General features: G+C 70.0%; 27 protein-coding genes. 4 read left to right on the top strand and 23 right to left on the bottom strand.

Translation table 11 applies throughout. The features are described 5' to 3' along the window. Positions 1-29: 29 nt before the first annotated feature. Entirely contained in the window at positions 30-506 is a 477-nt protein-coding gene (locus tag AC3B5L_RS02505; protein ID WP_490096195.1) for a recombinase family protein, read from the top strand. Positions 507-515: 9 nt separating this feature from the next. Here the strand turns inward: AC3B5L_RS02505 and AC3B5L_RS02500 are convergent, their stop codons facing one another. The 23 genes from AC3B5L_RS02500 to AC3B5L_RS02390 form a co-directional block, all read right to left on the bottom strand. After that, the gene (locus AC3B5L_RS02500; RefSeq protein WP_490096194.1) at positions 516-1,277 is read right to left on the bottom strand and encodes a hypothetical protein; all 762 of its coding nucleotides are present in this window, start codon (positions 1,275-1,277) and stop codon (positions 516-518) included. After that, entirely contained in the window at positions 1,274-2,485 is a 1,212-nt protein-coding gene (locus tag AC3B5L_RS02495; protein WP_187663174.1) for a hypothetical protein, read from the bottom strand. The genes AC3B5L_RS02500 and AC3B5L_RS02495 overlap by 4 nt, the downstream gene beginning before the upstream one ends. Continuing rightward, a complete protein-coding gene (locus AC3B5L_RS02490; RefSeq protein WP_259952734.1) occupies positions 2,485-2,781 on the bottom strand; it encodes a hypothetical protein in 297 nt (98 codons plus the stop codon). The genes AC3B5L_RS02495 and AC3B5L_RS02490 overlap by 1 nt, the downstream gene beginning before the upstream one ends. Next, on the bottom strand, positions 2,778-3,080 hold the full coding sequence (locus tag AC3B5L_RS02485) for an SAV_915 family protein (protein ID WP_490096193.1): 303 nt from the start codon (positions 3,078-3,080) through the stop codon (positions 2,778-2,780). Before AC3B5L_RS02485 ends, AC3B5L_RS02490 begins: the two co-directional genes overlap by 4 nt. A gap of 19 nt (positions 3,081-3,099) precedes the next feature. Next, a complete protein-coding gene (eccCa, locus tag AC3B5L_RS02480; protein WP_259952736.1) occupies positions 3,100-7,077 on the bottom strand; it encodes a type VII secretion protein EccCa in 3,978 nt (1,325 codons plus the stop codon). Beyond that, positions 7,074-8,261, bottom strand: coding sequence for an FHA domain-containing protein (locus tag AC3B5L_RS02475; protein WP_490096192.1), 1,188 nt, complete (start codon positions 8,259-8,261; stop codon positions 7,074-7,076). The genes eccCa and AC3B5L_RS02475 overlap by 4 nt, the downstream gene beginning before the upstream one ends. Positions 8,262-8,311: 50 nt before the next feature. Beyond that, positions 8,312-9,676, bottom strand: coding sequence for a hypothetical protein (locus tag AC3B5L_RS02470; protein WP_370428947.1), 1,365 nt, complete (start codon positions 9,674-9,676; stop codon positions 8,312-8,314). A 64-nt stretch (positions 9,677-9,740) separates the two neighbouring features. Then, on the bottom strand, positions 9,741-10,199 hold the full coding sequence (locus tag AC3B5L_RS02465; RefSeq protein ID WP_232089166.1) for a hypothetical protein: 459 nt from the start codon (positions 10,197-10,199) through the stop codon (positions 9,741-9,743). Then, positions 10,196-11,767 (bottom strand): alpha/beta hydrolase, encoded by a 1,572-nt coding sequence (locus AC3B5L_RS02460; RefSeq protein ID WP_259952738.1) that lies wholly within the window; start codon positions 11,765-11,767, stop codon positions 10,196-10,198. Before AC3B5L_RS02460 ends, AC3B5L_RS02465 begins: the two co-directional genes overlap by 4 nt. Next, positions 11,764-12,096: a hypothetical protein gene (locus AC3B5L_RS02455; RefSeq protein ID WP_187663168.1), complete on the bottom strand. Its 333-nt coding sequence runs from the start codon at positions 12,094-12,096 to the stop codon at positions 11,764-11,766. The genes AC3B5L_RS02460 and AC3B5L_RS02455 overlap by 4 nt, the downstream gene beginning before the upstream one ends. 29 nt (positions 12,097-12,125) lie before the next feature. Further along, a complete protein-coding gene (locus AC3B5L_RS02450; protein WP_187663167.1) occupies positions 12,126-12,416 on the bottom strand; it encodes a WXG100 family type VII secretion target in 291 nt (96 codons plus the stop codon). Next, positions 12,416-12,781, bottom strand: coding sequence for a YbaB/EbfC family nucleoid-associated protein (locus tag AC3B5L_RS02445; RefSeq protein WP_187663166.1), 366 nt, complete (start codon positions 12,779-12,781; stop codon positions 12,416-12,418). Before AC3B5L_RS02445 ends, AC3B5L_RS02450 begins: the two co-directional genes overlap by 1 nt. An 87-nt stretch (positions 12,782-12,868) precedes the next feature. After that, positions 12,869-14,170: a S8 family peptidase gene (locus AC3B5L_RS02440; protein WP_259952747.1), complete on the bottom strand. Its 1,302-nt coding sequence runs from the start codon at positions 14,168-14,170 to the stop codon at positions 12,869-12,871. A 188-nt stretch (positions 14,171-14,358) separates the two neighbouring features. Beyond that, on the bottom strand, positions 14,359-15,747 hold the full coding sequence (locus AC3B5L_RS02435; RefSeq protein WP_259952749.1) for a hypothetical protein: 1,389 nt from the start codon (positions 15,745-15,747) through the stop codon (positions 14,359-14,361). Next, positions 15,744-17,105, bottom strand: a complete 1,362-nt coding sequence (locus tag AC3B5L_RS02430) for a S8 family peptidase (protein ID WP_259952750.1) — start codon at positions 17,103-17,105, stop codon at positions 15,744-15,746. The genes AC3B5L_RS02435 and AC3B5L_RS02430 overlap by 4 nt, the downstream gene beginning before the upstream one ends. Continuing rightward, positions 17,105-17,500: a hypothetical protein gene (locus tag AC3B5L_RS02425; RefSeq protein WP_187663162.1), complete on the bottom strand. Its 396-nt coding sequence runs from the start codon at positions 17,498-17,500 to the stop codon at positions 17,105-17,107. The genes AC3B5L_RS02430 and AC3B5L_RS02425 overlap by 1 nt, the downstream gene beginning before the upstream one ends. A 124-nt stretch (positions 17,501-17,624) precedes the next feature. Beyond that, a complete protein-coding gene (locus AC3B5L_RS02420) occupies positions 17,625-17,906 on the bottom strand; it encodes a WXG100 family type VII secretion target (RefSeq protein ID WP_136052373.1) in 282 nt (93 codons plus the stop codon). A 41-nt stretch (positions 17,907-17,947) separates the two neighbouring features. Beyond that, a complete protein-coding gene (locus tag AC3B5L_RS02415; RefSeq protein WP_187663161.1) occupies positions 17,948-18,262 on the bottom strand; it encodes a WXG100 family type VII secretion target in 315 nt (104 codons plus the stop codon). A gap of 192 nt (positions 18,263-18,454) precedes the next feature. Beyond that, a complete protein-coding gene (locus tag AC3B5L_RS02410; RefSeq protein WP_259952754.1) occupies positions 18,455-19,186 on the bottom strand; it encodes a hypothetical protein in 732 nt (243 codons plus the stop codon). Between the two features lie 7 nt (positions 19,187-19,193). Next, entirely contained in the window at positions 19,194-19,964 is a 771-nt protein-coding gene (locus AC3B5L_RS02405; RefSeq protein WP_187663159.1) for a hypothetical protein, read from the bottom strand. Between the two features lie 24 nt (positions 19,965-19,988). After that, on the bottom strand, positions 19,989-20,300 hold the full coding sequence (locus tag AC3B5L_RS02400) for a hypothetical protein (protein ID WP_490096191.1): 312 nt from the start codon (positions 20,298-20,300) through the stop codon (positions 19,989-19,991). Positions 20,301-20,335: 35 nt separating this feature from the next. Next, on the bottom strand, positions 20,336-20,992 hold the full coding sequence (locus AC3B5L_RS02395) for a hypothetical protein (RefSeq protein ID WP_259952757.1): 657 nt from the start codon (positions 20,990-20,992) through the stop codon (positions 20,336-20,338). After that, entirely contained in the window at positions 20,989-21,285 is a 297-nt protein-coding gene (locus tag AC3B5L_RS02390; protein ID WP_259952759.1) for a WXG100 family type VII secretion target, read from the bottom strand. The genes AC3B5L_RS02395 and AC3B5L_RS02390 overlap by 4 nt, the downstream gene beginning before the upstream one ends. Before the next feature lie 155 nt (positions 21,286-21,440). On the opposite strand from AC3B5L_RS02390, the gene eccD reads away from it, so the two are divergent. The 3 genes from eccD to AC3B5L_RS02375 are packed head-to-tail and all read left to right on the top strand — an operon-like array spanning position 21,441 to position 25,444. After that, positions 21,441-22,775, top strand: a complete 1,335-nt coding sequence (gene eccD / locus AC3B5L_RS02385; RefSeq protein WP_259952760.1) for a type VII secretion integral membrane protein EccD — start codon at positions 21,441-21,443, stop codon at positions 22,773-22,775. A 3-nt stretch (positions 22,776-22,778) separates the two neighbouring features. After that, the gene (gene eccB / locus AC3B5L_RS02380) at positions 22,779-24,134 is read left to right on the top strand and encodes a type VII secretion protein EccB (protein WP_280568932.1); all 1,356 of its coding nucleotides are present in this window, start codon (positions 22,779-22,781) and stop codon (positions 24,132-24,134) included. Next, positions 24,134-25,444 (top strand): S8 family serine peptidase, encoded by a 1,311-nt coding sequence (locus tag AC3B5L_RS02375; RefSeq protein ID WP_363444831.1) that lies wholly within the window; start codon positions 24,134-24,136, stop codon positions 25,442-25,444. The genes eccB and AC3B5L_RS02375 overlap by 1 nt, the downstream gene beginning before the upstream one ends. Positions 25,445-25,453 lie beyond the last annotated feature (9 nt).

Genomic DNA, 25,453 nt, shown 5'->3' with positions numbered 1-25,453 from the left:
CAGGGCAGAATAGAGGGCGGAGGTGCGGGATGAGCGACACGATGGACCCGGCGGGCACGACGCCGTCTCTCGACGATGCGCTGACGAGCCCGCTCCACCTCCCGCACGACGCAGCAAAGTGCCCGAAGTGCTTCACGGAGCTGCAGCAGAACCGCAACTTCTGGACCGCGCGTCCCGCGGGCTCCCGCCTGGTCGGCCTCGTCGTCGCTCGTGAGGGCATGCCGTCGGTCGTCGAGCAGCGCGCCGACCTCGCCCGTTTCGGCGTGCCCATCGAGGGCTTCCGTCACCCGGCGCCGGACATCCTGGAGAGCTGGAACGACCGCCTCGCGCGGCTCATCTCGACGCTCCGGACCGGAGACGTGGTCGTGGTGGCGAACATCCGGGCCCTGGGGCTCGACGCCGAGGAGGGCGCCCGCACGGTCGCCGAGCTCCGGCGACACGGGATCATCGTGAAGGTCCTCGGCCACGAGGCGCGTCATCTTGCCGACGCCGCCGGCGCCCGCTGAGAGGCGCCGCTAGAAGTCCCCGGACCGCAGACGGGCGAGCGTGCCCGCGCCGATCTCGGCACGAACGTCGGGACGGTTCGCGTAGAAGGTGACGAGCTCGGCCAGGAGCACCGGGTCGCTGGCGAGATCGGCCGCCGCCCACGAGGACGGCTGAGCGGTCGACGTCCGCAGTACTACGCGGTTGCCTTCCACGCCGGCGCTGACGACCTCCTCCCATGCCACGGCCACGTTGTTGCGCGGGATCCGGAGCTGCAGCCCGTCCGGGCGCAGCGTCAGGCGATGGGCGGAGGGAGCCCGGAACCACGACCGGATGCCGGCGATCGTCATGATCAGCGCGACCACCGGGAGGAGGAGCAGGGTGAGGAGCGGCAGTCGGTCCGCGGGCACCGTGAAGATGCTCCATGCCCACGCCGCGAGGAGCAGGGCCCCCACCGGCGCGAGGGCGCGCAGCGGCCAGACGATCCCCGCGGCCCCGCCGAACGCGATCACCGAACCGTCGACGACCGGCCGGACGACCCGGACCCGTGAGACGCGGGCGTGGGCCACCATCAGCCAGACGCCGACGGCGACGGCCGCGAGCACACCGATCCCCAGGGCCTTCATCGCCGGAGCCGGATCGGCGAACAGGATCAGGCTGAACAGCAGGACCACGATGGCGAACACGACGCCGAACACCGTGAGCGCCGTGGTCGCGCGCTGCTGCCCCTCCCACCCCGGATGACCGGGTACCCAGATCGTCTCCGGAGAGGTCGACTGCTGCTGACCTGTCACCCGAACAGTCCCTTCCACGCCTTGCCGATGTTGTGCCCGGCGTCGCCCACGAAGTCGGTCGTGTTCTCCCAGGCGTCCTCCGCGAAGTCCGTCGTGGCGTCCCACGCATCCGCCATGCCGGCGTCGATCGACTCCCGGACGTCTTGCGGGACCCAGTTCTCGTAAGCCCACACCGCACCGGCGCCGACCGCCACCGCGGCCCCGCCAACGACCACCGCCGTGCCCCAGACCGGGAGCGTGACGACACCGGCCGCCGCGAGCGCGGCGACACCGGCAGCCGCAGCCGCGCCACCCGCCGCACCGCCGATGATCTCCACCGCGGTGGACGAGGGGTCGTCGCCCGACGACATCGCCGAGCCCAGATTCCAGGCGTCGACGCCCCAGCCGATGAACGGCACCGCCCGACTCGCGCGAGAGAGTCCGCGGGCCAGATCCTCGGCCTCGTCCGCCGCCCACCGCATGCCGGTGGGGTTGGCGGCCTCGGCAGCGGCCTTGACGGCGGGATTGCCGGAGCGCAGCTCGCGAACGAAGTCCGATGCTCCGAGACGCAGGTCCTCCGCGTGGGAGGTGAGCTCGGCCGCCGTCTCCGCCCACGCCAGGCCCTGGCCCTCGAGGTAGATCTTCGGGACCTCGCCGCTCGCCTCCCGCAGACCGGACAGGATCCTGTCCGCCGTGGACTGGCTCGGCATGGTCCCGAGGAAGCCGTCGAGGTTCTCGCTGATCCAGACCTCGAGTTCGCCCCACCAGGAGCCGACGTCGGCGGCGATCTCGTTGTACAGCTCGATGCGGTCGAGGTGCTCCTGCCACTCGTCCCAGTAGGGGTCGTCCCTCGACGTGGGGCACACCGGGATCAGGGACACCGGCCGGCCGATGATCATGCCGTTCACCGGAAGCCCCGCCGCCCGCGCATTGTCGCGGTGCGTCGCGAAGTCCTCCTTCATGCGCCGCAGCTGCCCGGCGTACGACCGGAGCTTCTCGGCGGCGTCACGGGCGAGGTCCTTGATCTCCTTCGCGGCGTCGGTCGTGCGCGAGAGGATCGTGACGTAGTCGTCCGCCGACTCGCCGAACCAGTGCCCGCGCACGCCGGTCGGGATGAAGGTCGTGACGTTGGAGGACACGTCTGCGGCGTCCTTCAGGTCGGGGTCGAGCCAGTCCGCGGCCGCCTGCACCTGGTCGGCGTCGCCGTACGTGGTCGTGTCGATCGTCATCAGAGGTCCTCGACGATGGTCGCGACCGGGTCGAGCTGGTCGATCACGTCCTGCTCGTTCGTCTCCGCGTCGTCGGCGATGGCGCGGACGATCTCTCCCAGGGTGCCGTTGATCCGGTACAGGGCGTCGACGCCCTCCCCCACCCGCTGCATGATGGCGGCGACCGTGTCGGAGGCGAGTCCGCCGTCGACGGCCGTCGGAATGCCGGAGAGCTTCGTCTCGATGAGCTCGACCGCCTCCTCGTGCATGTCCGCATGGACGGCCATCACCTCCGGGTCCATCGCGATGCGGCTCATGCGATGGCTCCGTTCCGGCGGTAGGACGCGGGCACGTCGAGGTCGAAGATGACGACGTCGTAGGGCTGCGCCTCCTTGATCTGACCGAGCTCCTCGGTGCGCACCAGGACCCAGGGCTGCCGCTCGCCGGCGAGCTCCAGCAGCCGGTCCAGGGCGGTGTAGGCGAGCAGCGCACGCCGCCCGTCCTTCAGCTCCCGGATCTCGACGAGCTGCTCCTCCGGCGTCGACGTCACGCTCAGGGGCAGGTACAGCACGGGTGGGACCATCGGCGCTGCGGCCGGCGTCGGTTCGAAGGTCATCTCGGTCTCTCCTCGGTTGTCACTCGTAGCTCGGCGGCACCCACAGCAGCTGCGCGGAGACGAGGCCCCGATCGCGGCTGACGATCTGCGCACGGCCGGGGATCGCGGGAACCGCCTTCACCTTGCCGATGAGCTGGCCCTCCTCGGGGCTGCCCGAGAGCAGGATGCCGGTCGCACCCAGGTCGGTCATGCGCTGGATGATGGGATCGTACGCGGCGCGGCTCGCCCCGCCGGTGCGGCGGGTGAGGATCACGTGAAGGCCGAGATCGGCCGCCTGCGCGAGCAGCGGTGCGAGGACCGCGACCGGGTTGCCCTGCGAGGTCGCCACGAGATCGTAGTCGTCGATGAGGACGAACCCTTCCGCGCCCTTCCACCACGACCGGCTGCGGAGCTGGTCGGGCGTGACGTCGGGTCCCGGGATGCGGCTGCGGAAGAACTGGGCGAGCTCGTTCATCCCGCCCTCCGTCATCTCGTGCGACGTGAGGTAGGCGCCGAGGTACTCCTGCGGGATCTCGCCCAGGAGGGCACGACGGTAGTCGACGACGAAGATCTTCGCCTCGGTCGGCCCGTACAGGCGCGTGATCTCGTGCACGACGCCGCGGAGCATCGACGACTTGCCGGAGTCCGCGTCGCCGTACAGGTACAGCAGCGGCTCGGCGACCGGATCGATCGAGAACGGGGCGAGGTTCGCCTCATCGATGCCCAGCAGGAGTTCGCGGGGCTCCGTGCCGTCCGGCGACTGCGCGGCCGCCACGGCGCGCAGATCGGCATGGCTGATGCGCGAGGGCAGCAGCCGCAGCTTGGGCCCTGCCGGTCCGTGCCACGCCGCCGCAACCCGTGCCACGAGGTCGTCGATCCCGTCGGCGAGGCTCGACGCGTCGTCCACCCCGTCGACGCGGGGCAGCGCCGTGAGCATCTGCAGGCCGCGGTCGTTGAGGCCGCGGCCGGGGATGGCCGTGACGTTCTCCGCCGCCTTGCGGTTGACCTCGGAGTCGGTCGGGTCGCCCAGGCGCAGCTCGATGCGGGTGCCGATGAGGTCCTTGATGTTCGCCCGGATCTCCATCCAACGCGCCGCCGTGATCACGACGTGGACGCCGTAGGTGAGACCCCGCGCGGCGATCGCCTGGATCTGCGGCTCCAGCATCTCGAACTCGGCGCGCAGCGTGCCCCAGCCGTCGACGATGAGGAAGATGTCGCCATAGCCGTCGTCGGTGAGACCCTGCGCACGGCGCTGACGGTACGCGTCGATCGAGTCGATGCCGTGCTGCCGGAAGTACACTTCGCGGGCGTTCAGCAGGCTGGTGACCTCGGCGACCGTACGGCGGACCACGTCCGGCTCGGAGCGGGTCGCGACGCCGCTGATGTGCGTGAAGTCCTGCAGGCCGGTGAAGCTGCCGCCGCCGAAGTCGATGACGAAGAACTGCACCTCCTGGGGCGTGTGGGTGAGAGCCAGGGCCGCCACCGTCGTCCTCGCGAGCGTGCTCTTGCCGCTCAGCGGCGCGCCGACGATCGCCATGTGGCCGGCCGCGCCGCCGAGGGAGACCGCAAGGTTCTCGCGGCGCTGCTCCAGCGGCACGTCGACGATGCCGAGCGGGACCGTGAGCGCCCCCGCACCCCGCCAGCGCGGGGAGACGAGCCCGAGCGACGGGTCCTCGACGAGGTCGCCGAAGAGCTGGTCGAGGGTGGCCGGCGTCACCAGCGGCGGCAGCCACACCTGGTGCGCTGCGGGGCCGCGTCCCTTCATGGACTCGACCGCGATCTCGAAGGTGTTGCGCTTCTCCTCCGGTTCGGCGTCGACCATGACCTCCGGCTCGTCCACGGGTGCCTCCGCCCGCCACACCGGCGCGGCGGTGAACAGCTCGACCGCCGTCGAGCCGGTGCTCTGGCCGGAGCCGCCGGACGACGCCCGCCGGCGACGACGCGGCGGCGGGCCAGATACGTACGCGGCACGGAACTGCGTCATCGTCTCGGTGTCGGACTTCAGGATGCCGGCGCCCGGCTGGGTGGGCAGGTGATAGGCGTCGGGCACGCCGAGGACCGTGCGGGACTCGGCCGCCGAGAACGTCCGAAGACCGATGCGGTACGAGAGGTGCGTGTCGAGGCCGCGCAGCTTTCCCTCTTCGAGCCGCTGGGAGGACAGCAGCAGGTGGACCTGCAGCGAGCGGCCGAGGCGGCCGATGTTGACGAACGTGTCGACGAACTCCGGCTTCGCCGACAGGAGCTCGGAGAACTCGTCGGCGACGATGAGCAGGGCAGGCAGCGGCGCCAGATCGGTGCGTCCGCCGCGACGCGCCTTCTCGTAGTCGGCCACGTTGGCGAACGGGCCGGTGGCCCGCAGCAGCTCCTGTCGGCGCACCATCTCGCCCTGGAGCGCGTCCTGCATGCGGTCGACGAGGGAGATCTCCTCACCGAGGTTCGTGATGATCGCCGAGACGTGCGGCATGTCGGCCATGCCGGCGAACGTCGCCCCACCCTTGAAGTCGACGAGCACGAAGTTGAGCTGCTCCGGCGAATGGGTCATCGCGAGGGCCAGCACCAGCGTGCGGAGCACCTCCGACTTCCCGGAGCCGGTGGCGCCGATGATGAGCCCGTGCGGGCCCATACCCTGCTGCGCCGATTCCTTGATGTCGAGGATGAGCGGGCTGCCGTCCTCGGTCTGGCCGATCGGCACGCGGAGGCGGTCGCGCTCCAGGCGCGGTGCCCACGCGGCGTCGAGGTCGAGGTCGCGCACGTCGGGCAGGCCGAGGAGCTCGACGAGCTCGGCCTGGCCGGTCGCGCTCTTCTTGCTGGCGATCGCGGTGCCGCCCGAGTACAGGGCGATGAGCCGACGGGCGGTCGCCTCCGCCTCGACGATGGTGATCGCATCGGCCTCGAACGGCCGTGCGGGCACCTGCAGGCTGACGAGCTCGGCGCGTGTGCTGGCACCGCCGGTCTCGAAAGCGATGCGCAGGGCGTTGGGGTCGTCGAGGTCGCCCCAGCGGGCGGGGAGGTCGATCACGGTCACGCCCTGCACGCCGTCGCCGGTGACGAGGGCGTCGTTGAACGATGTCGTGGCGCCGTCCGTGACGATGACGATATGCGGCGTCTTCGGTCCGGAGCCGTCGCGGGCGAAGCGCGAGCGCTCCCGCACCTCGGGCGGCAGCATGTCCTCGAGCTCGGACAGCTGCGAGCCGATCATGCGGGCGGCGCCGAGGCCGTCCCGCACGGTGCGCGAATGCGTGTGCGGCAGCCACTTCGCCCACTCCCACTGCGGGAGCACGCCGGTATCCGCGGCGATGACGATCTGCAGCACGTCGGGGTCGTGCATGGTGGCCGCATGCAGCAGCATGGCTCTCGCCAGCGCGCGGGTCTCGTCCTCGTCGCCGGTGATCTCGATGCGGGCGTAGTCGCGGAGGGTGACGCCGAGCGGGAGGTTCTTCTGGACCTCGTGCGTCAGCATGAAGCGGTGCGCGGCCGAGGCGGCGACGGGGTCGAGCTGCGCCAGTGGCGGGAGCTCCGGGGCTTCGAGCGTGACGCACAGCGGCTGATCGGTGACGCCCACGCGGACCGACAGGAAGTCGGGGTCGTTGACGCCGCGCTCCCAGACGCGGGTGCGCTCCTCCGCGAGGTACGGCAGGGTCGACGGGGCGGGCAGGTGCCAGTTCGCGGAGCGGCGCTGCTGTCGGGCGGCGACGCGGACGGTCTGCCGCAACTCGGTCAGGTACGCCAGATACTCGCGGCGGGCACCGAGCGTGGCCGCCTGCCGCTGGGAGCGCTGCCGCCAGCCGTTGACGGCGACGAAGCCGAGCGAGGACAGCAGGAACATGCCGCCGGTGAGCAGACCCGTGACGGACTGGTTCGACATGGTGACCATGACGATCGCGCCGACGCTGCCGAGCATGGGCAGCAGCGACCCGAGGATCCCGATGCCGCCGTCGTTCGGCTGCAGCTCCGGCGGGGCCTGGACCGGGAGCCTCCCGGAGGGGACACGGGGCGGGGCGAGACGGGGTCCTGTCATGCTCTCTCTCCGGCGCTGCTGTCGGTGCCCAGCAGAAGGCTGATGGTGAAGCTGCGGTTGCCCATGCGGACACGGTCGGCGTCGTCGAGGAGCACGCGCTCGCCCGCGACCAGCTCGGTCGTCTGGCCGTCGTCGCTGCGGACGTCGGAGCCGTTCGTGGAACCGAAGTCGGTGACCCAGGTGCGGCCGCGGGAGTGCTCGATGCGCAGATGGGTCTTCGAGACCGACGCGTCGGGGTCGGTGACGACGATGAGGCGGTCGTCGTGGGCGCTGGCGACGGGGCCGCGCCCGAGGTTCGCGGCGACGGGGAGGGCGAGCTGCACGCGCTGACCCGTGTCGAAGATGAGCAGCAGCGCCCCGGTCTCGGGGGCAGGGGCCGGGGCCTCGGCACCCGCCTGCGACCCGGGCGCCGGGGCGACGGTGAAGAGCGGCCGATCCGATCCGGGTGCCGCCGGTTCCGGGGTCTCGGTGCGGCGGGAGGCCGCGCGGGCGTCGGTGGGCTGGGAGTCCTCGTCCACGACAGACGGCGACGCCACCAGCGGCACGACCTGCGGCGGAGCGAGCGGAGCGGCCTCCACCGCGGCAGGAGTCGGCGGAGCCTCGACGGCCGCCTTGGCGGGCACGGCGACCACGACGGTGCCGGCCACGCGGTCGGCCCAGGACTGCCGTCTGCCGCCGCGATCCCAAGCGCTGGAGGCGACGACGACCCAGCTGCCGACAGCCACGAGGAAGCCGGCGCCGGTGATGATGCCGCGGACGAACTGGCGCCCGATCCCCGGGGACCACGGCCGGTCGGCGCGGGCACTGCGCAGGCGCAGCACGGCGTTGCCGAGGGTGAGGCCGGTCCGCGCCTCCAGCACCCAGAGGAACAGGGCGAGCTCGAAGACGGTGAGGCCCGCGAGCAGCACGCTCTGGGTCAGCACGAGGACGACGGCGGACGCGAGGAACACGGCGGCCGCGTCGAGGGTGAAGGCGGCGATCCGCTGGATCGTGCCGGCGGGTGCTCCACGGAAGGCGGGGCCGAGTCCCTCGGCGGGTCGCGGGACGGCACGTCGCGACGAGGCGATCGGCGTGGGCGGCGCGGGCGTCTGGCGGAGCGGCGTGCCGTCGACGCCCGGCGGCGCCGCGATCAGTGCGGGCGGCAGCGCGGGGATCTCCCCTGGACGGTCTCCGCCGGGCGCCATCGGCGGGATCGGACCCCCGCTCGGCCAGGACTGTGATGGGCCGTTCCCGCTCATCCGGCCATCATTCCACGAACCAGGGAGAGCGCATTCGCGTAGAGCAGGGCCGACGGTAGGGCGAGCGCGACGGCGAGCCACTCGAACGCGTCTCCGACCCGCGACCACACCAGCGACTTCGCGCCCTTGGACACCGGGATGACGACGGCCACCGCCGCCAACCCGACGAGGAACAGCAGGGCCGCTCCGAGCAGGTGGAAGCCGCTCCCGAGGGCCGCCGCGACCTGGATGCCGGCGACGAGGCAGACCACGGCGGCCGCGGCACGGGGGAACCACCGGAGGAGGCGCGAGGTGGTGTGCCGCGGCGTGAGCAGCAGGGCGAGCGCGAGGCAGCAGAGGAGAGCGATCCCGCCGGATACCACGAACGCGTCATCGGGCCAGGGCCGCAGGAACGCGACAGGAGCCATCGCCGCGGCCACGATGCTCAGCACGGCGGTGCCCGCGATGAGGCGCGCGGAGGAATCGTCGACCACGGCGGTGATGCGCTCCGGACGCAGCAGCCCGACCGACTCGGGGATGGCTCCGCGCACGGTCCACCGGCTGGTCATGAAGTGCTTGTAGTCGATGAAGTAGCCTTCGGGCAGGTTGACGAGGCTGCTCGGGAGGGCACGCAGGCCCAGCGGAACGAGGCCGAGCGAGACGGCGGCGGCCTCCGCCTCCCCCCACCGCAGGAGCAGGGCCAGGCCCCAGACGGCGGCGAGGCCCACGAGCAGCACCGTCGCCGTCCCGGCCGCGGCGCGCATCGGGCGAGCCCTGGCCGTCACGGCGATGATCGCGGTGGTGACACCCGCCGCGAGGAACCCGGCGGCGGTCGACAGGTGCGACGCGTCCTCCAGCCCGGCCGGGATGAGGAGAACGCCGGCCGCGAACGACAGCAGCACCGGCGCGAGCACCCCGAGGATGCCGCGCACTCCCGCCGCGGAGTCTCGTCGCGCCCACGCGACAGCGCCACCGATCGCACCGGCCGCGACGAGGAGGGCGACGAGAAGCCGGATCAGTGGATCGACGGCGCCCTGGGCGAAGACCGCGACGAGCAGCATCCCGCTCACGGCCAGCAGCCACCACCGTGCGCCGTGGTCGGCGCGCGTCTGGTCCGTCGCCTTCTCCGCCGGGCGCGCCTGCGGAGCCAGAGCCGTGCGGTCGATCAACGCATAGAGGCCGCCGTCGACGAGGTCTTCGCACTCGGTGTCGCCGGGGATCTCGTATCCCCCGGGGCCGATCGTGACGAACCGGTCCGCGTCGGGGATCCCGCTCAGGGTGAGGGCGTCCTCCAGCGTCTCGTCGAGCGGCAGGGAGAGGTCGATGCGACGATCTTCGCTCTGGAGGACGATCCGACGCCGCTCTACGATCTCGACTGACACACCTGCACCCTATCCACTGCGCGAGGCTCTCGCCGCGCGGCGCCGCCGCAGGCACTTCGGGGGATCACGATGCCCCCGCTCCGACGGCGTCGATGATCTCGCGTGCGCCGTCGGTCGTGAGCGTGACGTGCCCATACACAGACGTGTCGACGACTCCCGGGACCAGCCGCTCCATCATCGATTCGAGGTCGATGGCCGCACCGTCGACGTCACGGACCGCAAGCTCGATGTCATCGGTCGGCAGATCGTTCTCATCGATGATGATCTGAAGAACCGACGCGAGGTCCGACTCGGTGAACTCCGCATCATCGAGATAGACGCCGACCGACAGCTCGAAGGAGAGTCCGCTCGTCGCCTTCTCTGCAAACGCCTCGGTGACTCCGACATCGGAGGCCAACAGCGCCGCCGGGATCTCCTCGACCTCGTCGTCCGCCAGATCGCCAGCTACGAGCGAGCAACCGGTAAGGGAAGAGACCGCCCCTGCGAGAAGCGCGGCGGCAGCAAGAGCGCGATGACGCCTCAATGCTCCACCCCCGAATACACCTGGTGGTCGATGACCTGCCCCCCGAGTCCGGCGAGATCCCAGGGGTCTTCGCCATCGTTCTCAGACCGATAGTGTCGTTCCCACGCGGCGACGGATTCCGCGTACGCATCATTGTCGTGCGCATCGAAAAGGTGCTTTCCTGGCGGGTCGGGGAGCGTGATCTGATGCATGTTAGGCGGCAGAACCGTGATCGGCGTGTGCGGGACGTCGATGGGGGCCAGCCCGGGTAGTCCGGGCACCGCCACCGCGCTTCCATCGGTCATCGGCACGACGTCCGATGCGTGTTGGAACGCATAGACGGGGACGTGCGGCGGCACCGCGAAGTTGTCGACGGGTGAACCGTTCGTCACCACCGCGAGCGGCTTGTAAGGGAAGGTCGGGTCGGCAGCGAGGTTGGCCGCCATGATGCCTCCCTGGCTGAAACCGGTCAGGACGACATCAGCGCCGGCGGGAATCCCCGCTTCCTTCATCGCCTGCAGGACCGCGCGCTCATACTGTCCACGGAAGACCGGGTTGTCCATCATGAGAGCCAGGTTGCTGTCGCGGTCGTTCATCGCACCGTGCGGCCCGTCGAACTCCCACGGCTGCGTCGAGGGCAGCGACACCACCCAGTGGGTCGAACCGTCCGCCGCCCGCACCTGCTTGATGTCGATGACCGTCGCGTCCTGACCGCCCATGGCGTCCGTCGTCGTGTTCACCGCGACGAGATCCGAGAGGGAGCGCAGGTTGGTGACTTCGTGCGCCTCGATCCACGCGAGGAGCGCCCTCCCGCTCAGGTCATCCGGGTCGATCTCCCGCACATTCACGTCCGTGTCGAGGAAGTCGTCCAGCACATTGCCGCCGAGGACTCCGAGCGGGCCGCCGAACAGCCCCCCGAGCACGGGCATCATGTCGGCGATCACTCCGCGGAGCCGCTGCAGCGCGTCGCCGACCAGCGGGACGAGCTTGTACAGCAGCTCCGCGAGTGAGACGACGGCGCTGATGAGGTTCTTCACGAGCGCGCCGCCGACCGTGACGAACTCCGCGGCGGAGTTCGCGAACCGCTCGAGGTCCTTGAGCTTCGACAGCGGGTTCACCGACCATCCGAAGAGGTCCTCGGCGAATCGGCTGAGACGGCCGAGGAAGTCGCAGATCAGCACGCGGGTGGACTCGATGATGTGCGAGACCGCACGCACGGCGCTCGCAGTCGCGCCCGTCCACTGCACGCCGTCCTCGCTCACGGAGAGCACATCGGAGAAGCGCTCGCGCAACGCCCTGACCGTGCGGCCGTCCAGGTCGACCAGCCGACGATCAGCGTCGCTGAGCATCGCGTGCGTCCTGCCGAGCGCGCGCTCCGCGTCCTCCCAGCGCGCCGCGAAGGCGCCGACGGTGCCCGGGTCGCCGAGCAGATCGTCGAACCACTCGCGGAGGGGCTGGATGTACTGGATCAGCAGACCGGCGATGCCGGGGATGCTCGCACAATCGGCCTGCGCCGACGTGTAGCCCGCAGCGCCCGCTGCCCAGGACCCGGATCGCACCTGGCCGCTGATCGCGGCGACCGCGGTCACAGGGCCTGTCCTTCGATCGCGCGGAACGTCGTCACGGCGGTCTCCTCCACCTCGCGGAACTGTCCGACAGTGGCTGCGAGAGCCGCAGACGTCAGTGCCGAGAGCGCGCTCGCCGTCGCGAGCGTCGACCGGGATGCCTCTGCGAGTGCCGACACCGCCGGGCCGAGCAGGGGGGTGCACAGGGCACCGAACGCCTCTCCGCCCACGCCGCCGGCCGCGTTCGCCGCGGCGCCGCGCAGGATGTCCGCGGCATCCGAGAGCGCCCGCACATGAGCCTGCAGCAGATCCGCGTCGACGACGATCTGCTGGTTCGCCGCTCCCGTGGTCATTTCCATCCTCCCGACATCGTCATGTTCAGTTACCCCCCGAGTGCGCGCTGGCCGGCCAGGTCCGTCTCGGAGTACGACGTCGCGAGATCGTCCAGGGTGGTCGCGATGGCCTCGACGAGGGCGCTGCGCTCCCGCATCGACAGGTCGAAGCGCCCGTGCGCGGAGTCGAACGCGGACTGGGCCTCCCCCGACCACGAATCCCGCAGCACGCCGGCGATCCCGACGAGCTGCTCCAGGGCCGCGTCGATGTTCGCGGACGCATCGCCGATGGAGCGCGCAGCCGCGGCCAGGCGGGACGGGTTGACCTCGATCGTCGCCATCAGCGGTACCCGAGGGTGTCGTCGCCCGGGGCCGGAAACGCGACCTGGACGTCCCGCCGGACAGCGTCGACCAGCCCGGAATCCGCACCGAGCGTCTGCGCCAGGGACTCGACCACGGCGTCGGCCGCCGCGCGCTGAGCCGCAGCGATCGTGTCGGTGATCGTCGCGCCGAGCGCGATCGCATCGTCGACGGCGCTCGACAGCCGTACCTCGGCGATCGCCCCGGTCGGCTGCGCCACCACCGTGACCCGACCGTCCGACGACGTGACCGTCGCCGTGGTCTGCGTCGCCTCGGCAGACACCCGCGCCGCTTCTTCCGCGAGCACACGCGAACGCGCGATCTGCGCATCGATCTTCGCGTTCAACGCCTCCATAGACGCGAGAACGTCATTTCCCTCCGGCATCTTCTTCCCCCTCCGTTCGGTCACAACGAGTCGAGTGACCGATTGCGCTCACTGCTCATGCTTTCCCCCTTGCGCGGCGGTCTGTCGTCGTGAGTTGCGCGCCACGACGATTGCGAGGATGATCCCGCCCACAACCAGAACAGTGACGACGATCCCGCCGCCGATCACCCACGGCATCGCCGACACATCCGATGGTTGCTCGGCCCCGCCGGGCGCGGAAGAGGGTCGTGGACTCGCTGTCGCATTTTCCCGATCCTGTGCCGCCTTGACCTCGTTCACCATCGCAAGTGACGGGGAGGCGTTCGGATCATCGGCATCGAAGATCGGATTCTCATCCGGGTACTTCGTTGGATCCACCGCCAGCATCCCGGCAAGAGACGCCGCGCCGTATCCCGTGCCGGAGTTCCATTTCGGCTCGTGCTCGCCCTTCGTGCCCGTGTTGTGGATGAGACTCTGAATCAGCTGCCCCGCTGTAGCTTCCGGATACTTCTGCTTCACGACCGCCAGCATCCCCGCCACGATCGGCGTCGCGTACGACGTCCCCGATCCGAGCGACTGCGCCTCCCACGAGTCCGACGCGCCCTGCAGCAACAGACCGATTCCCGGGGCGGCGGCGATGACGTCGTCACTCACGTTCGGCTTCCCGTACTGCCCGTTCTGGATCTTGCCGTCCTCACCGAACGCCTGCACGGCCACGACACCGTTCAGACTGGCCGGCGGGGAGGCGATCCCGTCCTCGTTCGGCATACTGGCGACCACCACCACGTCGTTGGCGTAAGCCTCCGCGATGCCCTTCGATGCGTCCATGCCACCGGAGGAGATGGAGATGATGTCCGCCCCGTCAGCCACTGCGTCCGAGACGGCATGGTCCAGCCCTGTCCGGTTGTCCGCCGCCAACTTGCTGCCACCCTCCTGCAGACACTCAGCATCCTCACCCTCGTCGTCGAGGACACCGTCGGCCACCGGCGCAGTGTAGAACAGCATCTCCACCCCGGGCGCGACGCCCTTCACCGGGGCGCCGCCAGCGGGCGCCTCCCCCGTTCCCACGATCATCGATGCGACGTTCGTCGCATGATGCGAGGCCACGTAATCTGTCGAGGCCGCCGGATACGGCGTCCCTGACGCGTCCAGACAGTACGACGGCTCCCGGACCGTCACGTCCGCCCCGCGGAGACCGACCGCATCCGGATTGATCTGACTGTCGATCACGGCCACCTTGACACCGGAACCATCGAAGCCTGCATCGTGGGCTTCCTGAATCCGGCCACGATCGAACCACCACAAGCCCGAGTCCGCCGTCTTTGCCACCGCCGCCGACGGCACTAGGGCCGCCATCGCAAAGCCGGCCACGCCGACGACCGCGGCTAGACCGCGAGACACTCGCCGCATCGATCCTGTGGCGGACGGCGAGGTCTGTGTCGAATGACGACGGCTACCTCGACCCCCCATTGGTCCCCCTTCTTTGCGGCACCCCGAACTCCCCGGACTCATCCGACGCGGTCGCCGCGCCCGGCCTCTTCGGACCAGAGCGGCGTCATTCAGTTGGCAGGCTCGTCGCGGGATCCGGCGCGAGCGCCCTTGGCGCGGGGGCCAGCTTCCTCGTCGTCCTCCAGCTTCGGCGCGATAGGACCACCGAGGCCCGAACGCTTCGCCTTCTCCTCCTCGTCGGCGCCACCGGCGCCGCCCATCATGCCCATGCCGGGTCGGCCACCGGCACCTGCCGCGCCGGAGGACCCGGTGCCCGAGGCACCCGCCCCGCCGACGCCGCCGGCACCGGCCATACCGCCGGGACCTCCTGCTCCACCGACGCCGCCGACACCACCGACGGCGGAGTTACCGAGCAGACCGCCACCGGCCTTGAGCCCAGCGCCTGCGCCCGGCCCTAAGCCGGCACCGCCGAGTCCGCCCATGCTGCCGAAGCCGGCGATCTTCGAGCTCGCCGCGATCGCCGCCGCACCGGCGCCACCGCCCACGATGCCGCCGAGTCCCCCGCCACCGCCGGGGAAGACCCCGCCCGGAAGGGCACCGCCGGGAAGCGAGCCGGAACCGGAGCCGCCGGGACCACCGGAACCGCCGGAACCGCCACCGGGCCCGCCCGGAAGCAGGCCGCCGCCGGGAGAGTCGATCGAGGGATCATCGCCGCCCGCACCGGGAGGGGTCGGCTCCCAGCCGCCGGGAGGGGTGGGCTCCCAGCCGCCGCCGGGAGGTGTCGGCTCCCAGCCACCAGGGTTCACCCCGCCGATCTGTCCACCGCCAGGGGAGGCAGGCGGACTCACGCTTCCCGGATGGCCTCCGCCACCCGGGCTGGAGCCGCCGGGGGAGCTTCCGCCTCCGGGATAGGAGATGTGCGGAGCGGTGACATCCGTGCCCGGGTCCACCGGCTTCTGCGGCGGTGCGGGAACCGCGACCCGCGGGTCGAACTCCGACAGTGTCGCGGACGCGGCCGTGAGCGACTTCGCGGACGGCGCGAGGGCCGACTCGATCTGCTGCACGATGCGCTTCGCCTCTTCCTCACGCTTGTTGCCGAGGAAGCCGCCGATCACATCGAGCGCCTTGTCCGCGGCGAGCGGGCCGAGAACGGGGTGCACGACGACGGAACCGACCTTGGCGGCGTTCGCCCAGAACGGGTCGATCCTGGTCGACGGAAGCTCCGTCGATGCCGCGTTGCGACGGTAGGTGTTCGCGTTCTCGATCGTCGTGGTGAGCTGTCCGACGTAAGTTTCGAGGATGCGGAAGTTCTCCTGCAGCTTCCCCAGCGACTCTCGTGCGGCTTCGAAAGAGCTGCCCTTCCACGCCGACGAATCCAGCACGGTGCCCAGTGCACCGACGAGGGAGTTGAGCGCCGTCTGCAGGGAAGCGGCTTTCGGGATGCGCCAGTCCTCGAGTCCGCGAATGCGATTGAGCTCGGTTTCGTACGGTCCAGTCATCGGTCTCCCCCTTGTTGCGTCTTCTGTCGTCGTGATGAGCTCGTCAGCACCACGGCGAGTACCACTCCGCCGATGACGAGGATGGCGAGCACGGCCCCACCGCCGATCAGCAGCGGTACGAGATCCGTCCCCGCGGTACCCGCATCATCGCCCGCCTCACTCGTCGGCTGCGGAGAAGCGCTCGCGGCGAGCAGTGCGGCTTCCTCGTCCACGTTGGCCTGCTGGGGAACAGCGTTCTCATCGTCGGCGTCCCAGAGCGGGTTCACATCCGGGTACTTCGTCGGATCGACAGCCAGCATGCCGGAGAGCGATATCGCCCCGTACCCGCCGCTGTTGTTCCACTTCGGTTCGTGCTCGCCCTTCGTCCCGGTGTTGTGGATCATGCTCTGGATGAGCTGATTGGACGTCGCCTCCGGGTACTTCTGCTTCACGACCGCCAGGAAGCCGGCCGCGATCGGCGTCGCCAACGAGGTCCCCGAACGCAGTTGCTGCGCGTCCCACGAGTCCGCGGTGCCCTGCGCGATGATCTCCAGCCCCGGAGACGCCACCTTCACGTCCTCACTCAGATTCGGCGAGGGCTCGGCGAGCACCGGATCGTACGTCGAGTACTGGATCTTGCCATCGGGGCCGAACGCCTGCACGGCGACGACACCGTTGTAGCTCGAAGGCCAGTCACCGACCCCGCCCACATTCGGCAGCGAACCCAACACCACGACTCCGGCCGCATGAGCCTTCGCCACCGAATCCGCGGCGTCGACCAGCCCGCCCAGCGAAACCGAGATGATATCCGCACCGTCGTCCACCGCCGCCGAGATCGCCTTTGCCAGGCCGGAGGGGCGGCGCATTCCCTCATCGCTCAGATCATCATTGATCAGCTCGCCGTTCTCCTGCAGGCAGGTGGACTCGACGTCGTTCCCCTCCGGCGCGCTGGTGGTGATCATCGAGTTGTAATAGAGCACCGTCGCGCCCGGCGCCACACCCTTGATGGGGGTGCCGCCGACCGCCTCTCCCGTGCCCAGGATCATCGAGGCGACGTTCGTGCCGTGATTCGCCGCGACATAGTCCGAGGAGATCGCGTCATACCGCTTTCCCGACTCGTCGAAACAGAACGACTCCTCCCGCACCTGGAGGTCAGCGCCCCGCAGACCGGGAGCATCCGGATTCACCTGGGTGTCGATCACGGCGATCGTCACTCCGGAACCGTCGAGGCCGGCGTCCTGTGCGGCCTGCACCTTGCCCCGGTTGAAATACCACAGCCCGCCCTCGGACGCATCCGATGCTGTCGCCGGCACGGCGACCGCGACGCTCATCGCGACCACGCCGATCGCGGCAGCGACCAGGTGTCGTCCGCTTTTCATCAGTAGTCCATCTCCTCGGGCTCATCCGTCGAGGTCTCCGAGGTCTGCGCCCCTGCGGGCGTCGGCTGGGGCGTCGTCGGAGCCTGCTCCACGGCGGAATCCAACAAGGAGAGGATGAGCTTCGCTTCGTCGGCGATCGCTGCATCCTGTTCCGCGATGGCCATGACCGCGAGACGCATGGCTTCGTTGGCGTCGTTCAGCGCGACGATCGAGTTCTGTGTCGCTTTGCCCATGCCGTCGGCGACACGCTTGACGGCGTAGCGGAAATCCGCGGTCGCTTCCGACACGCCACCTTCCGAGACGGCGACCTCGGATGCAGCAGGAAGCTGCTGCATGTCCCGCTGAATGCGCTTGATCTCAGCGAGTATCTGATCAAGGTCGATTCCGATGGTCATCGACGCCCCCTCTTCTTTCCTCCGGCGATCCCGTCACGCCTGCTGTACCGTCCGGTGGCTCACCGAAAAGCACAGCAGACGGCGCGGGCCCGACGCATCTCTGCGCCAGACCCGCGCCCCGGGTTCACGCGCCGAAGCGCCCCGCAGCCGACTTGTCGGTCTGCACGTACTGACCCGAGATCTCCTCGGTCTTCCCGGCGATCTGCGTGAGCAGCTGCTGCATCTCGCTCAGCGAGCGGTTCCACTTGGCCTGCGCCTGGTCGTAGGCCTGCTGCGCGGCACCATCCCACGCCGCACGCAGCTTGCCGACCTCGGACTCGAGGCGGTCCAGCTCGGAACGAATACCCTGCGACCCGCTGCGGATCTGCGCCGCGAGAGCGTTGACCTGCTCCGGGCGAACGGACATCGACTGCATCATGTTCTCCTTGAAATCTCTGCGGTCTGCGCTCAGGCGCCCATCATCGAGCCGAGGCCCGAGATGGTCTGCTGGTGAGCTTCTTCGGTCGCGGCCTGGTCGCGCTCGGTGCCGGCGAGGGCATCCTCGAGCGTCACGAGGACCTCGTTGAGCTGACGAGCCTGCTCGTCCCACCGCGACATCAGCGTGGTGAACGATGCGGCAGCCGCACCCGTCCAGAACCCGCGCAGCTGCTCGATCTCACCGCGGACCTTCTTGGTCTGCTGATCGATCCCGGACTTCGTCTCCCGCACGGCCTGGGCTCCGCGACGCAGAGCCCCCTCTTCTGCGGAGATGACATCAGCCATTACTCACTCCCTCCGGTCCCCATGAGGACACACGCGGGGGAGCGCCTTCCCGATACGGGACGACTTCGGAACAACCCCCGACCAATCTGTTTCCGCACATAGGCTAAGGCAGGTCGGTGCCCATTTCCAACGGCCTGGACAGATCCGTATGGAAATTTCTATGTTCGATCGATGAATGAGTGCCCTCACCACTCAGAACCCGTGCTGACGGACGAAGTCCGCGAATCCTTCGCCGGCTGAATCGCCACCGACGAAGGTGGGGACCTCGAGCAGGAACGTGTCGGTGAATCCGTCGCCACCCGGAACCACGACGTCGATCGGGTAGCTGCCACCGAACGCCAGCACGCGCGGTGTCCCTCCCGTGGCGGACGCATTCTGCACTGCCGCGACGATCGCCGCGGTCACGTCCACGCCGTTGATGCGGTACTCCGTGCCGTCGGGCAGCCGTTCCGCACCCGACATGTCCACCCCGACCGTCTCGGACGACAGATGGACGAGGCGATGCTCCGGGACCGTGCCCTCCTTCGGGATGCGGACGAGGTGCATGGTCTCGTCCCTGGTGTCGTCTCCGACCTGGTACCGCACCTGTACCTGCGCGCCGTCCGCGACCGTCTCCGCCCGGGTGACCTCGACGAGTTCAGGCCTCGAATCGACAGACGAGTACACCTCGTCGGCGAGCAGCAGCGCCTCGTCGGCGTCGATGTCGACGTCGAGGTCGGTCATCAACGCCGCCGATCGCGCATCTCCGTCCTCGAGGAGTTCGAAGAAGTTCTCGACCGTGGCTTCTGCCTGCAGGTCGTCGATGCTTGTCGCGATCGGCTGCACCGGCGACGCCGGAGCACACGCGCTCATGGAGGCGGCCAGGCAGAGGGCCCCCGTCCACGCGAGCAGTTTCCGCGCACGGCGGATGCGGGTTTCGTGCATGATCACCTCAGTAGATGACGGCAGCCGGCCAGGTGCCGTTCGGGAAGCCGTAGAGATTGGCCATCCCCTGCTTGAGCGAGTCGGCGGTGCTCTTCGATGCGGTGAAGTTCCGGGCCAGCTGCGCCGTCATGTCCACCGCGAGTTGCGCAAGGTTCGTGCAGACATTCACGATCTTCGGCACGATGTCGAGCCACTTCAGCGGGTCTGCCGAGATGAACTCGGACGCCGCGTCGACCTGGTCGAGCATGTAGGTGATCATCCGCTCACCGAAGTCGATCCACGCGTTGAGGATCTTCTCCGCGTACTCGTTGAGAAAGTCCATCATCGAGTCCGTGTACCCCGCCAGGGTGTCCATCGCGGCCTTCTGCCGTTCCGCGAGGTCACCGTAGCCATCGCCGGGGTCGCCCTTCCACGTGCTGTCCGCGCGCAGGTAGGAACCTTCGATCGTCGTCTTCGAGCCGGTGATCTTCTGTTTGACCGTGATCCATTTGTCGTGCTTCGCGTACATCGCGAACGGATTGCCGGGACTCAGATAGTCGGCGATCGTGGCGACGAACTCGTTGTACTTCTCGATGGCGTCGTTGAGACGTTCCCTGACCTCGTTCATGGTGTTCTTGAACCAGTCGAGGAACTTATCCCAGAGGCTGATGTCGCCCTTCTTGGCGTCGTACGCCTCGTTGCATTCCGTGAGCTTCTGGCCGGTCTCGGCGATGCCGTCGGTGACGTTGCGCACCAGGTCGTCGAACGAACCCTGGTCGGTGGGTGTGATGAACTCCATGTTGTTCCTCTCCGAGGCTCCGGCTCAGCCCTGATCCAGCAACCACTGCGAGTAGCCGTCGGCCGCCTCGTAGTTCCGCTTCGTCTGGACAAGCTTGTCCGACACGGCCTGGAGCGCGATCTTGGCATCGTCGACGAGCGTCGAGATCGTGTCCTGCGCCGTGTTGTAGTTCTCTTCGGCACCGACCATGTGTCCGATTCCGTCCATCTCGAATCGGGCCAGTACGCACTCCTCGACGATCCCGGCCACTTCGCCGTACGTCGTGGACAGGTCGCTCCACACCTTCGAGTCCGCCTCGAGATCTTCGAGCGCCGCCTCATAGTCTTCGTAACTCATGGTCCTCCGTCGTCGCTATGCGGGTGCAGGGGTGGTCAGTGCGAGGGGTGGGTGCGGGCGCGGACGGATGACACGACCGCCTCGAGCTCCGGCAGGTCACCGAGCACGCGGTCACGCTGATCACGCAGCCAATGGTCCGCTTCCTGGAACAGTCCGACGATCTCGGACGCGAGAGTCTGTTCGGGCGTGAACTGGACGTTGTAGGGGTCGACGTCCAGGGCGCGAGGAGTCCCGCCGACCAGCTCGAGCGTCACGTTTCCCGACGGGCTGCGCAGCTGAATCGACTCGCGCGTCGCTGCTTCGACGGATCGCCGATAGTCGTCGAGTTCGGAGAACGCGGCGAGAAGGTTGCCGAGCCGAGCGCTGAGGGCGGCGCGGCCCTGCGTTCTCGGCGTCTCCACGGTGGGAGCGGTCTCGCCCGCTGAGGCGCGGTGCCCCAGCTCCTCTTCCAGTTCCACCTTCGTCTGATTCCTGGACGCCTCGCTCGCACGGAACAGCCGCAGGATCAGCGGACCGACATCCTCCGCGCGCACCGATCGCCACCACTGCGGCGACAGGCGCAGCAGGTCGAACGCACCGTCGGCCCCGACCGACACCTGTACGAGCCCATCATCGTCGGACACTGTCCAGATCTCGGGGTCCGCCGCGCGCAGGGCTCCCAGACGCTCATGCGTCGAATCGTGATTCGTCATGCCTCACTCCACAAGCTCTTGGTGGACCGCTGTGCGTTCGCGAAGACGTCGTTCGAGTCCCCGGTCCGTCGCTGCACGCGGTCGAGCTCGTCCTGCATCTCCTGCATCAGTGCATTCCAGCGCCCCTGGGCGTGCGCATATGCGCGATGGGCCTCGCCGCTCCACTCACCTGCGAGCCGGTCCAGGCTCGCCTGCAGGTCGCCGAGCAGTCGCGCGATCTCGTCGCGCGCCCCACGGAGCTCACCGACCAGCGCCTCGATCTGCGAGCCGCCGATCTTCATCTCTTCCGACATCTCCCCCGCCTTCCTCCGGTCGCGCGACGCCGCCATCGCTCGTCCACGCGTTCGCAACAGATAGTATCTGGCCTGTCAACTAGAGTGAGTCCGGGCCGGACCCCCGCAACGCCTGCGGCGGGAGAGCATCGCACACGTGGGGGGACACCACCGATATGAGCCAGAGCGGCACCGTGGCAGGAACCGTGCTGCGGATCTCCGTGGTCAGCGACGACCGCAGGCTCGACGTGGGGGTGCCATCGCAGGTCCCCCTGGTCGAGATCATCCCCGGCTTCGCTCGGAGTTTGGGCGTGCTGGATCCGACCCTCACGCACGGCGGATACGCGCTGCAGCGGGCGGATGGCACACCCCTCGACCCCGCTCGCGGCGCCGCGGCCCAGGGCGTGCACGACGGCGAGCTGCTGACCCTGGTGCGCGGCGGGCTCATGCGCGAGCCGCGCATCTACGACGACGTCGTGGAAGCCGTGATCGACGCGACGGCGGAGCAGCACAACTCCTGGACGCCCGCGGACAGCTCCCGCACCGCCCTCTTCGTCAGCCTCACCTTCCTCGCCCTCTGCGCCGTGCTCCTCGTCGCGACGCCGCCGACGTCTCTGCTCCCGGCGATCATCGCGGGATCGGGCGCGGTCGTGCTCAGCGTCGCGGCCGCGGTGCTGATGCGGCTGCGGCAGCCGGAGGCCGGTCATGCGCTCGGACTCACCGCCGCGGCGTACGGCGGGCTCGCGGGCTACCTCGCGGTCCCCGCGCAGAGCATCTGGGGCTGGCCGCTCGCCGCTCTCGGGCTCGGACTCGTCGTCGTCGGAGGCCTCAGCCTGGCCGTCACCCAGGACAAGCCCGAGATCCACCTCGTGCCCATCGCCCTCGGCGCCTCGGTCGGGATCACGGCCACGGCGGCCGCGGTCTTCGGCGATCCGCTCGCCTCGTACGCCCTGATGCTCGCGACCACGGCGCTGCTCGCGAACGGCATCCCCTGGCTGGCCCTGAGCTCCACCCGCATCCGGGTGATCTCGCCGCAGAGTGATGCCGACATGTTCTCCGCGCCGCAGCCCATCGATGCCGAGGAGGTGAAGCGTCGCGCCGCGGCCGGTACCCGCACGCTGATCGCGCTCCGTGCCGCGCTCGGCCTCGCCGCCCTGATCGCGACCCCGCTCGTCGCCGCCAGCGGTGTCACGGGCGCCGTGCTGTGCGTGCTCGCCTTCGTCGGCATGATGTTCCAGTCGCGGCAGATGCACGCCCGTCTCGGTGTGCTCGTGCTGATGACGATCGGGGCGATCGGCCTCGCCGCGACCGGCGTGACCGTCGCTCTCGCCCTCCCCGACGTGCGCACCTGGATGCTGCTCATCCTCGTGGTCGCGACCGTGGTCCTCATCGGTCTCACGCTGCTCACGCCGAAGGCCCGCCTCCGCCTCACGCGACTCGGCGACACGGTCGAGGTCGTCGCGCTCGCCCTCCTGCTCCCGCTCGGCGTCATCACGGCGGGGCTCGTCTGACCGATGGCGACCAAGAAAGACCTGATCGAGGCCCAGGGCTTCAGCCGACGACGACTCCTCTCCGCCTTCACCGGCGGCGCCCCCGGCGGCAAGGAGCTCGAACCCGCCAAGCCGCTGCGCGCCGTCATCGCGGGCATCGCCCTCACCGTCGGCGTGATCCTCGTCGGCGTGTTCTGGGGCATCATGCAGCCGGGCCTCCCGGGCGACTGGCAGAACAACCGCCTCATCGTCGCCACCGACACGGGCGCCCGCTACGTCTCGGTCGAGGGGACGCTGTACCCCGTCATCAACACCGCCAGCGCCCGCCTGCTCATCCCCGCCGGCGAGTTCAAGGTCGTGCGCACGGATCAGGCCGCCCTCGACGGCATCCCGGTCGGCGGCTCGATCGGCATCCTCGGCGCGCCCGACGACCTGCCCACCCCGCGTGCCCTGATCAACACGGCATGGACGGCGTGCGTCGACGACGCCGCCGGCACCGCCGTCTCGCTTTCGGGGACGCCGATCGCGGCACCGTCGACGGGCACGGGCGCTGTGGTGCAGCGTGGCGACGAGCTCTTCGTGATCGCCGGCGGCCTGCGATACGCCGTCCCCGCCGACGACGCCAACGCGGTGTTGCGCGCGGTCGGCCTCGGCACCAGCGACGTCATCGAGGTCGACGGGCGCTGGCTCAACCTCTTCGAGAGCGGCGCCGATCTGGAGCCGATCCGGCTGAACGCCGTCGGCGCCCAGGTGCCGGGGACCGACCTGACGGCGGGCACGATCGTGCACGTGCAGGGCAGCCCCGCGGACGAGCGCTACGTCGCGCTCGCGACCGGAGAGCTCGCGCGCCTCAGCCCGCTCGCGTACCAGCTCTACCTGCTCGGCAGTGCGCAGGAGGCCGGCACGGACGAGGAAGAGGTGTCGCCGGCGGAAGTGGCCGACGTGCCCACCGTGCCGAACGCCGGTGGCGACGACTGGCCCACGCTTCCGCTGACGCCGCTCGCATCCGACGAGACGCCGTGCGCGGTCCTGGGTGACGACGCCCGCACCGTCCTCGGGTCCACCAGCACCGAGCTGCCGGAAGGTCGCGACCGCGTCGGCGTCACCGTCGGCGGCGGGGCCCTCGTGCAGACGAGCGGCCCGTCCGATGAAGCGGTGGGCATGGCCGTTCTCGTCGACGAGTCCGGCACCGCCTACGCCATTCCGGGCGCCGTCCTGGACGAGTCGGCCGAAGACGCGGCGAGCGGCCCGCTCGCCCAGCTCGGCTACACCCCGGGCGACGTCGGACGGGTGCCGAGCGCGTGGATCGACTTCTTCGCCGCCGGGCCGGCGCTGACCACCGAGGCCGCGAGAGAGTCGCCCGGCTCCGGGGACGAGTGATGCGCCGCCGTGCCGCTCTCGCCACCCTCGTGGTGGGTGCTGCCGTGCTGGGGACGCCGGCCGCCGCGGTGGCCGCGCCGGCTGCCCCCACGACGATCGTGTCGATGGCGACCGGTGCCTGCGAGCCCGGCACCGTGGTGTTCGCTGCGGAGGCGCCGTCGGCACTCACGGCCCTCGGGGCGGAGGATGCGAACCGTCTCGCCACCGGGAAGGGCATCGTGGTGGCGGTCGTCGACTCCGGAATCGACGCCGGCAACCCGCACCTCGCCGGTGTCGTCGTCGGCGGTGTGAACCTCGTTGGCGACGGGGAACGCGCTGACGGCTTGAGCGATCTGACCGGGCACGGCACCGCCATTGCCGGGCAGATCGCGGCGCAGCCCGTCTCCGGCTCCGGTGTCGTGGGCCTCGCCCCCGACGCGCGCCTGCTGTCCGTGCGCGCGTTCCGCAGCGATTCGCCGCAGGACGTCGACAAGGGGTGGGGCCCGAGCGCCCAGCGCCTCGCCGACGGCATCAACTGGGCGGCCGACAACGGCGCGGACATCATCAACGTCTCGTCGTCACAGGAGACGGACTCGCCTGCGCTGCGCGGGGCGGTAGAGCACGCTGCTGCGGTCGGAGCGCTCGTCGTCGCCAGCGGCGGCAACAGGGCCTCCGACCCCGAGGCGGAAGACGGAGCCCGGTATCCCGCCGCCTACGAACAGGCCCTCGGCGTCAGCGCGGCCGACGCCAACGGCCTCGCGACCGACAGCTCGATCCACGGGCCGCAGGTCGGCGTCACGGCCCCCGGCGCGAATGTCCTCACCGCGGCGACGGGCGGCGGCGACTGCCTGTTCGCCTCCGACGCCCCGGCATCGAGCTTCGCCACCGGCTACGTGAGCGCGGCGGCCGCGCTGGTCGCCCAGGCACACCCGGACGATCCTCCGGCGGGGTGGGCGTATCGACTGACGGCCACGGCACTCCGCGCCGATGCCGACAACCGCGACGACGTGAACGGCTGGGGCTTCATCCGGCCGTCGGCCGCCATCCAGCTCCTCCCCGACCCCACCACGCGCGGGCCCGTCAGCCCCTTCTTCGACACCGCGGAGAGCGCGGTGCGACCCCCGGTCGTGAGCGTCGACCCCGACCACGGCGTGCCGCCCTTCATCCTCACCCGCGAGGTGGCGCTGATCGCCGCGATCGCCGGAGCGACCCTGCTCGGGGTCCTCGGCATCCTCATCGTGCTCCGGCGACGCCGGGAGTCCCCGCCCGACGCGGCGGCCGACGTCGAACGACAGGGCGGCCTCCTCGACCGCCCCGAGCCCGAGGTCTGAGAGTCAGAG

The sequence above is a fragment of the Microbacterium sp. C-MGS6 genome (assembly GCF_058140415.1).
The sequence above is the reverse complement of the archived record's forward strand: the minus strand, read 5'-3'. Positions and strand labels throughout refer to the sequence as shown.

Excerpts from the sequence above, each read along its gene's own strand:
- AC3B5L_RS02485 (WP_490096193.1), bottom strand. The coding sequence starts at position 3,080 with ATGACCTTCGAACCGACGCCGGCCGCAGCGCCGATGGTCCCACCCGTG.
- AC3B5L_RS02400 (WP_490096191.1), bottom strand. The coding sequence starts at position 20,300 with ATGAGTTACGAAGACTATGAGGCGGCGCTCGAAGATCTCGAGGCGGAC.
- AC3B5L_RS02410 (WP_259952754.1), bottom strand. The coding sequence starts at position 19,186 with ATGCACGAAACCCGCATCCGCCGTGCGCGGAAACTGCTCGCGTGGACG.
- eccCa (WP_259952736.1), bottom strand. The coding sequence starts at position 7,077 with ATGACAGGACCCCGTCTCGCCCCGCCCCGTGTCCCCTCCGGGAGGCTC.
- AC3B5L_RS02415 (WP_187663161.1), bottom strand. The coding sequence starts at position 18,262 with ATGGCTGATGTCATCTCCGCAGAAGAGGGGGCTCTGCGTCGCGGAGCC.
- AC3B5L_RS02435 (WP_259952749.1), bottom strand. The coding sequence starts at position 15,747 with ATGACTGGACCGTACGAAACCGAGCTCAATCGCATTCGCGGACTCGAG.
- AC3B5L_RS02475 (WP_490096192.1), bottom strand. The coding sequence starts at position 8,261 with ATGGCGCCCGGCGGAGACCGTCCAGGGGAGATCCCCGCGCTGCCGCCC.
- AC3B5L_RS02425 (WP_187663162.1), bottom strand. The coding sequence starts at position 17,500 with ATGACCATCGGAATCGACCTTGATCAGATACTCGCTGAGATCAAGCGC.
- AC3B5L_RS02390 (WP_259952759.1), bottom strand. The coding sequence starts at position 21,285 with ATGTCGGAAGAGATGAAGATCGGCGGCTCGCAGATCGAGGCGCTGGTC.
- AC3B5L_RS02490 (WP_259952734.1), bottom strand. The coding sequence starts at position 2,781 with ATGAGCCGCATCGCGATGGACCCGGAGGTGATGGCCGTCCATGCGGAC.
- eccB (WP_280568932.1), top strand. The coding sequence starts at position 22,779 with ATGGCGACCAAGAAAGACCTGATCGAGGCCCAGGGCTTCAGCCGACGA.
- AC3B5L_RS02375 (WP_363444831.1), top strand. The coding sequence starts at position 24,134 with ATGCGCCGCCGTGCCGCTCTCGCCACCCTCGTGGTGGGTGCTGCCGTG.
- AC3B5L_RS02405 (WP_187663159.1), bottom strand. The coding sequence starts at position 19,964 with ATGGAGTTCATCACACCCACCGACCAGGGTTCGTTCGACGACCTGGTG.
- eccD (WP_259952760.1), top strand. The coding sequence starts at position 21,441 with ATGAGCCAGAGCGGCACCGTGGCAGGAACCGTGCTGCGGATCTCCGTG.
- AC3B5L_RS02495 (WP_187663174.1), bottom strand. The coding sequence starts at position 2,485 with ATGACGATCGACACGACCACGTACGGCGACGCCGACCAGGTGCAGGCG.
- AC3B5L_RS02455 (WP_187663168.1), bottom strand. The coding sequence starts at position 12,096 with ATGACCACGGGAGCGGCGAACCAGCAGATCGTCGTCGACGCGGATCTG.
- AC3B5L_RS02430 (WP_259952750.1), bottom strand. The coding sequence starts at position 17,105 with ATGAAAAGCGGACGACACCTGGTCGCTGCCGCGATCGGCGTGGTCGCG.
- AC3B5L_RS02505 (WP_490096195.1), top strand. The coding sequence starts at position 30 with ATGAGCGACACGATGGACCCGGCGGGCACGACGCCGTCTCTCGACGAT.
- AC3B5L_RS02450 (WP_187663167.1), bottom strand. The coding sequence starts at position 12,416 with ATGGCGACGATCGAGGTCAACCCGTCCCGCCTGGCCGCGGCTGCGCGC.
- AC3B5L_RS02395 (WP_259952757.1), bottom strand. The coding sequence starts at position 20,992 with ATGACGAATCACGATTCGACGCATGAGCGTCTGGGAGCCCTGCGCGCG.
- AC3B5L_RS02420 (WP_136052373.1), bottom strand. The coding sequence starts at position 17,906 with ATGTCCGTTCGCCCGGAGCAGGTCAACGCTCTCGCGGCGCAGATCCGC.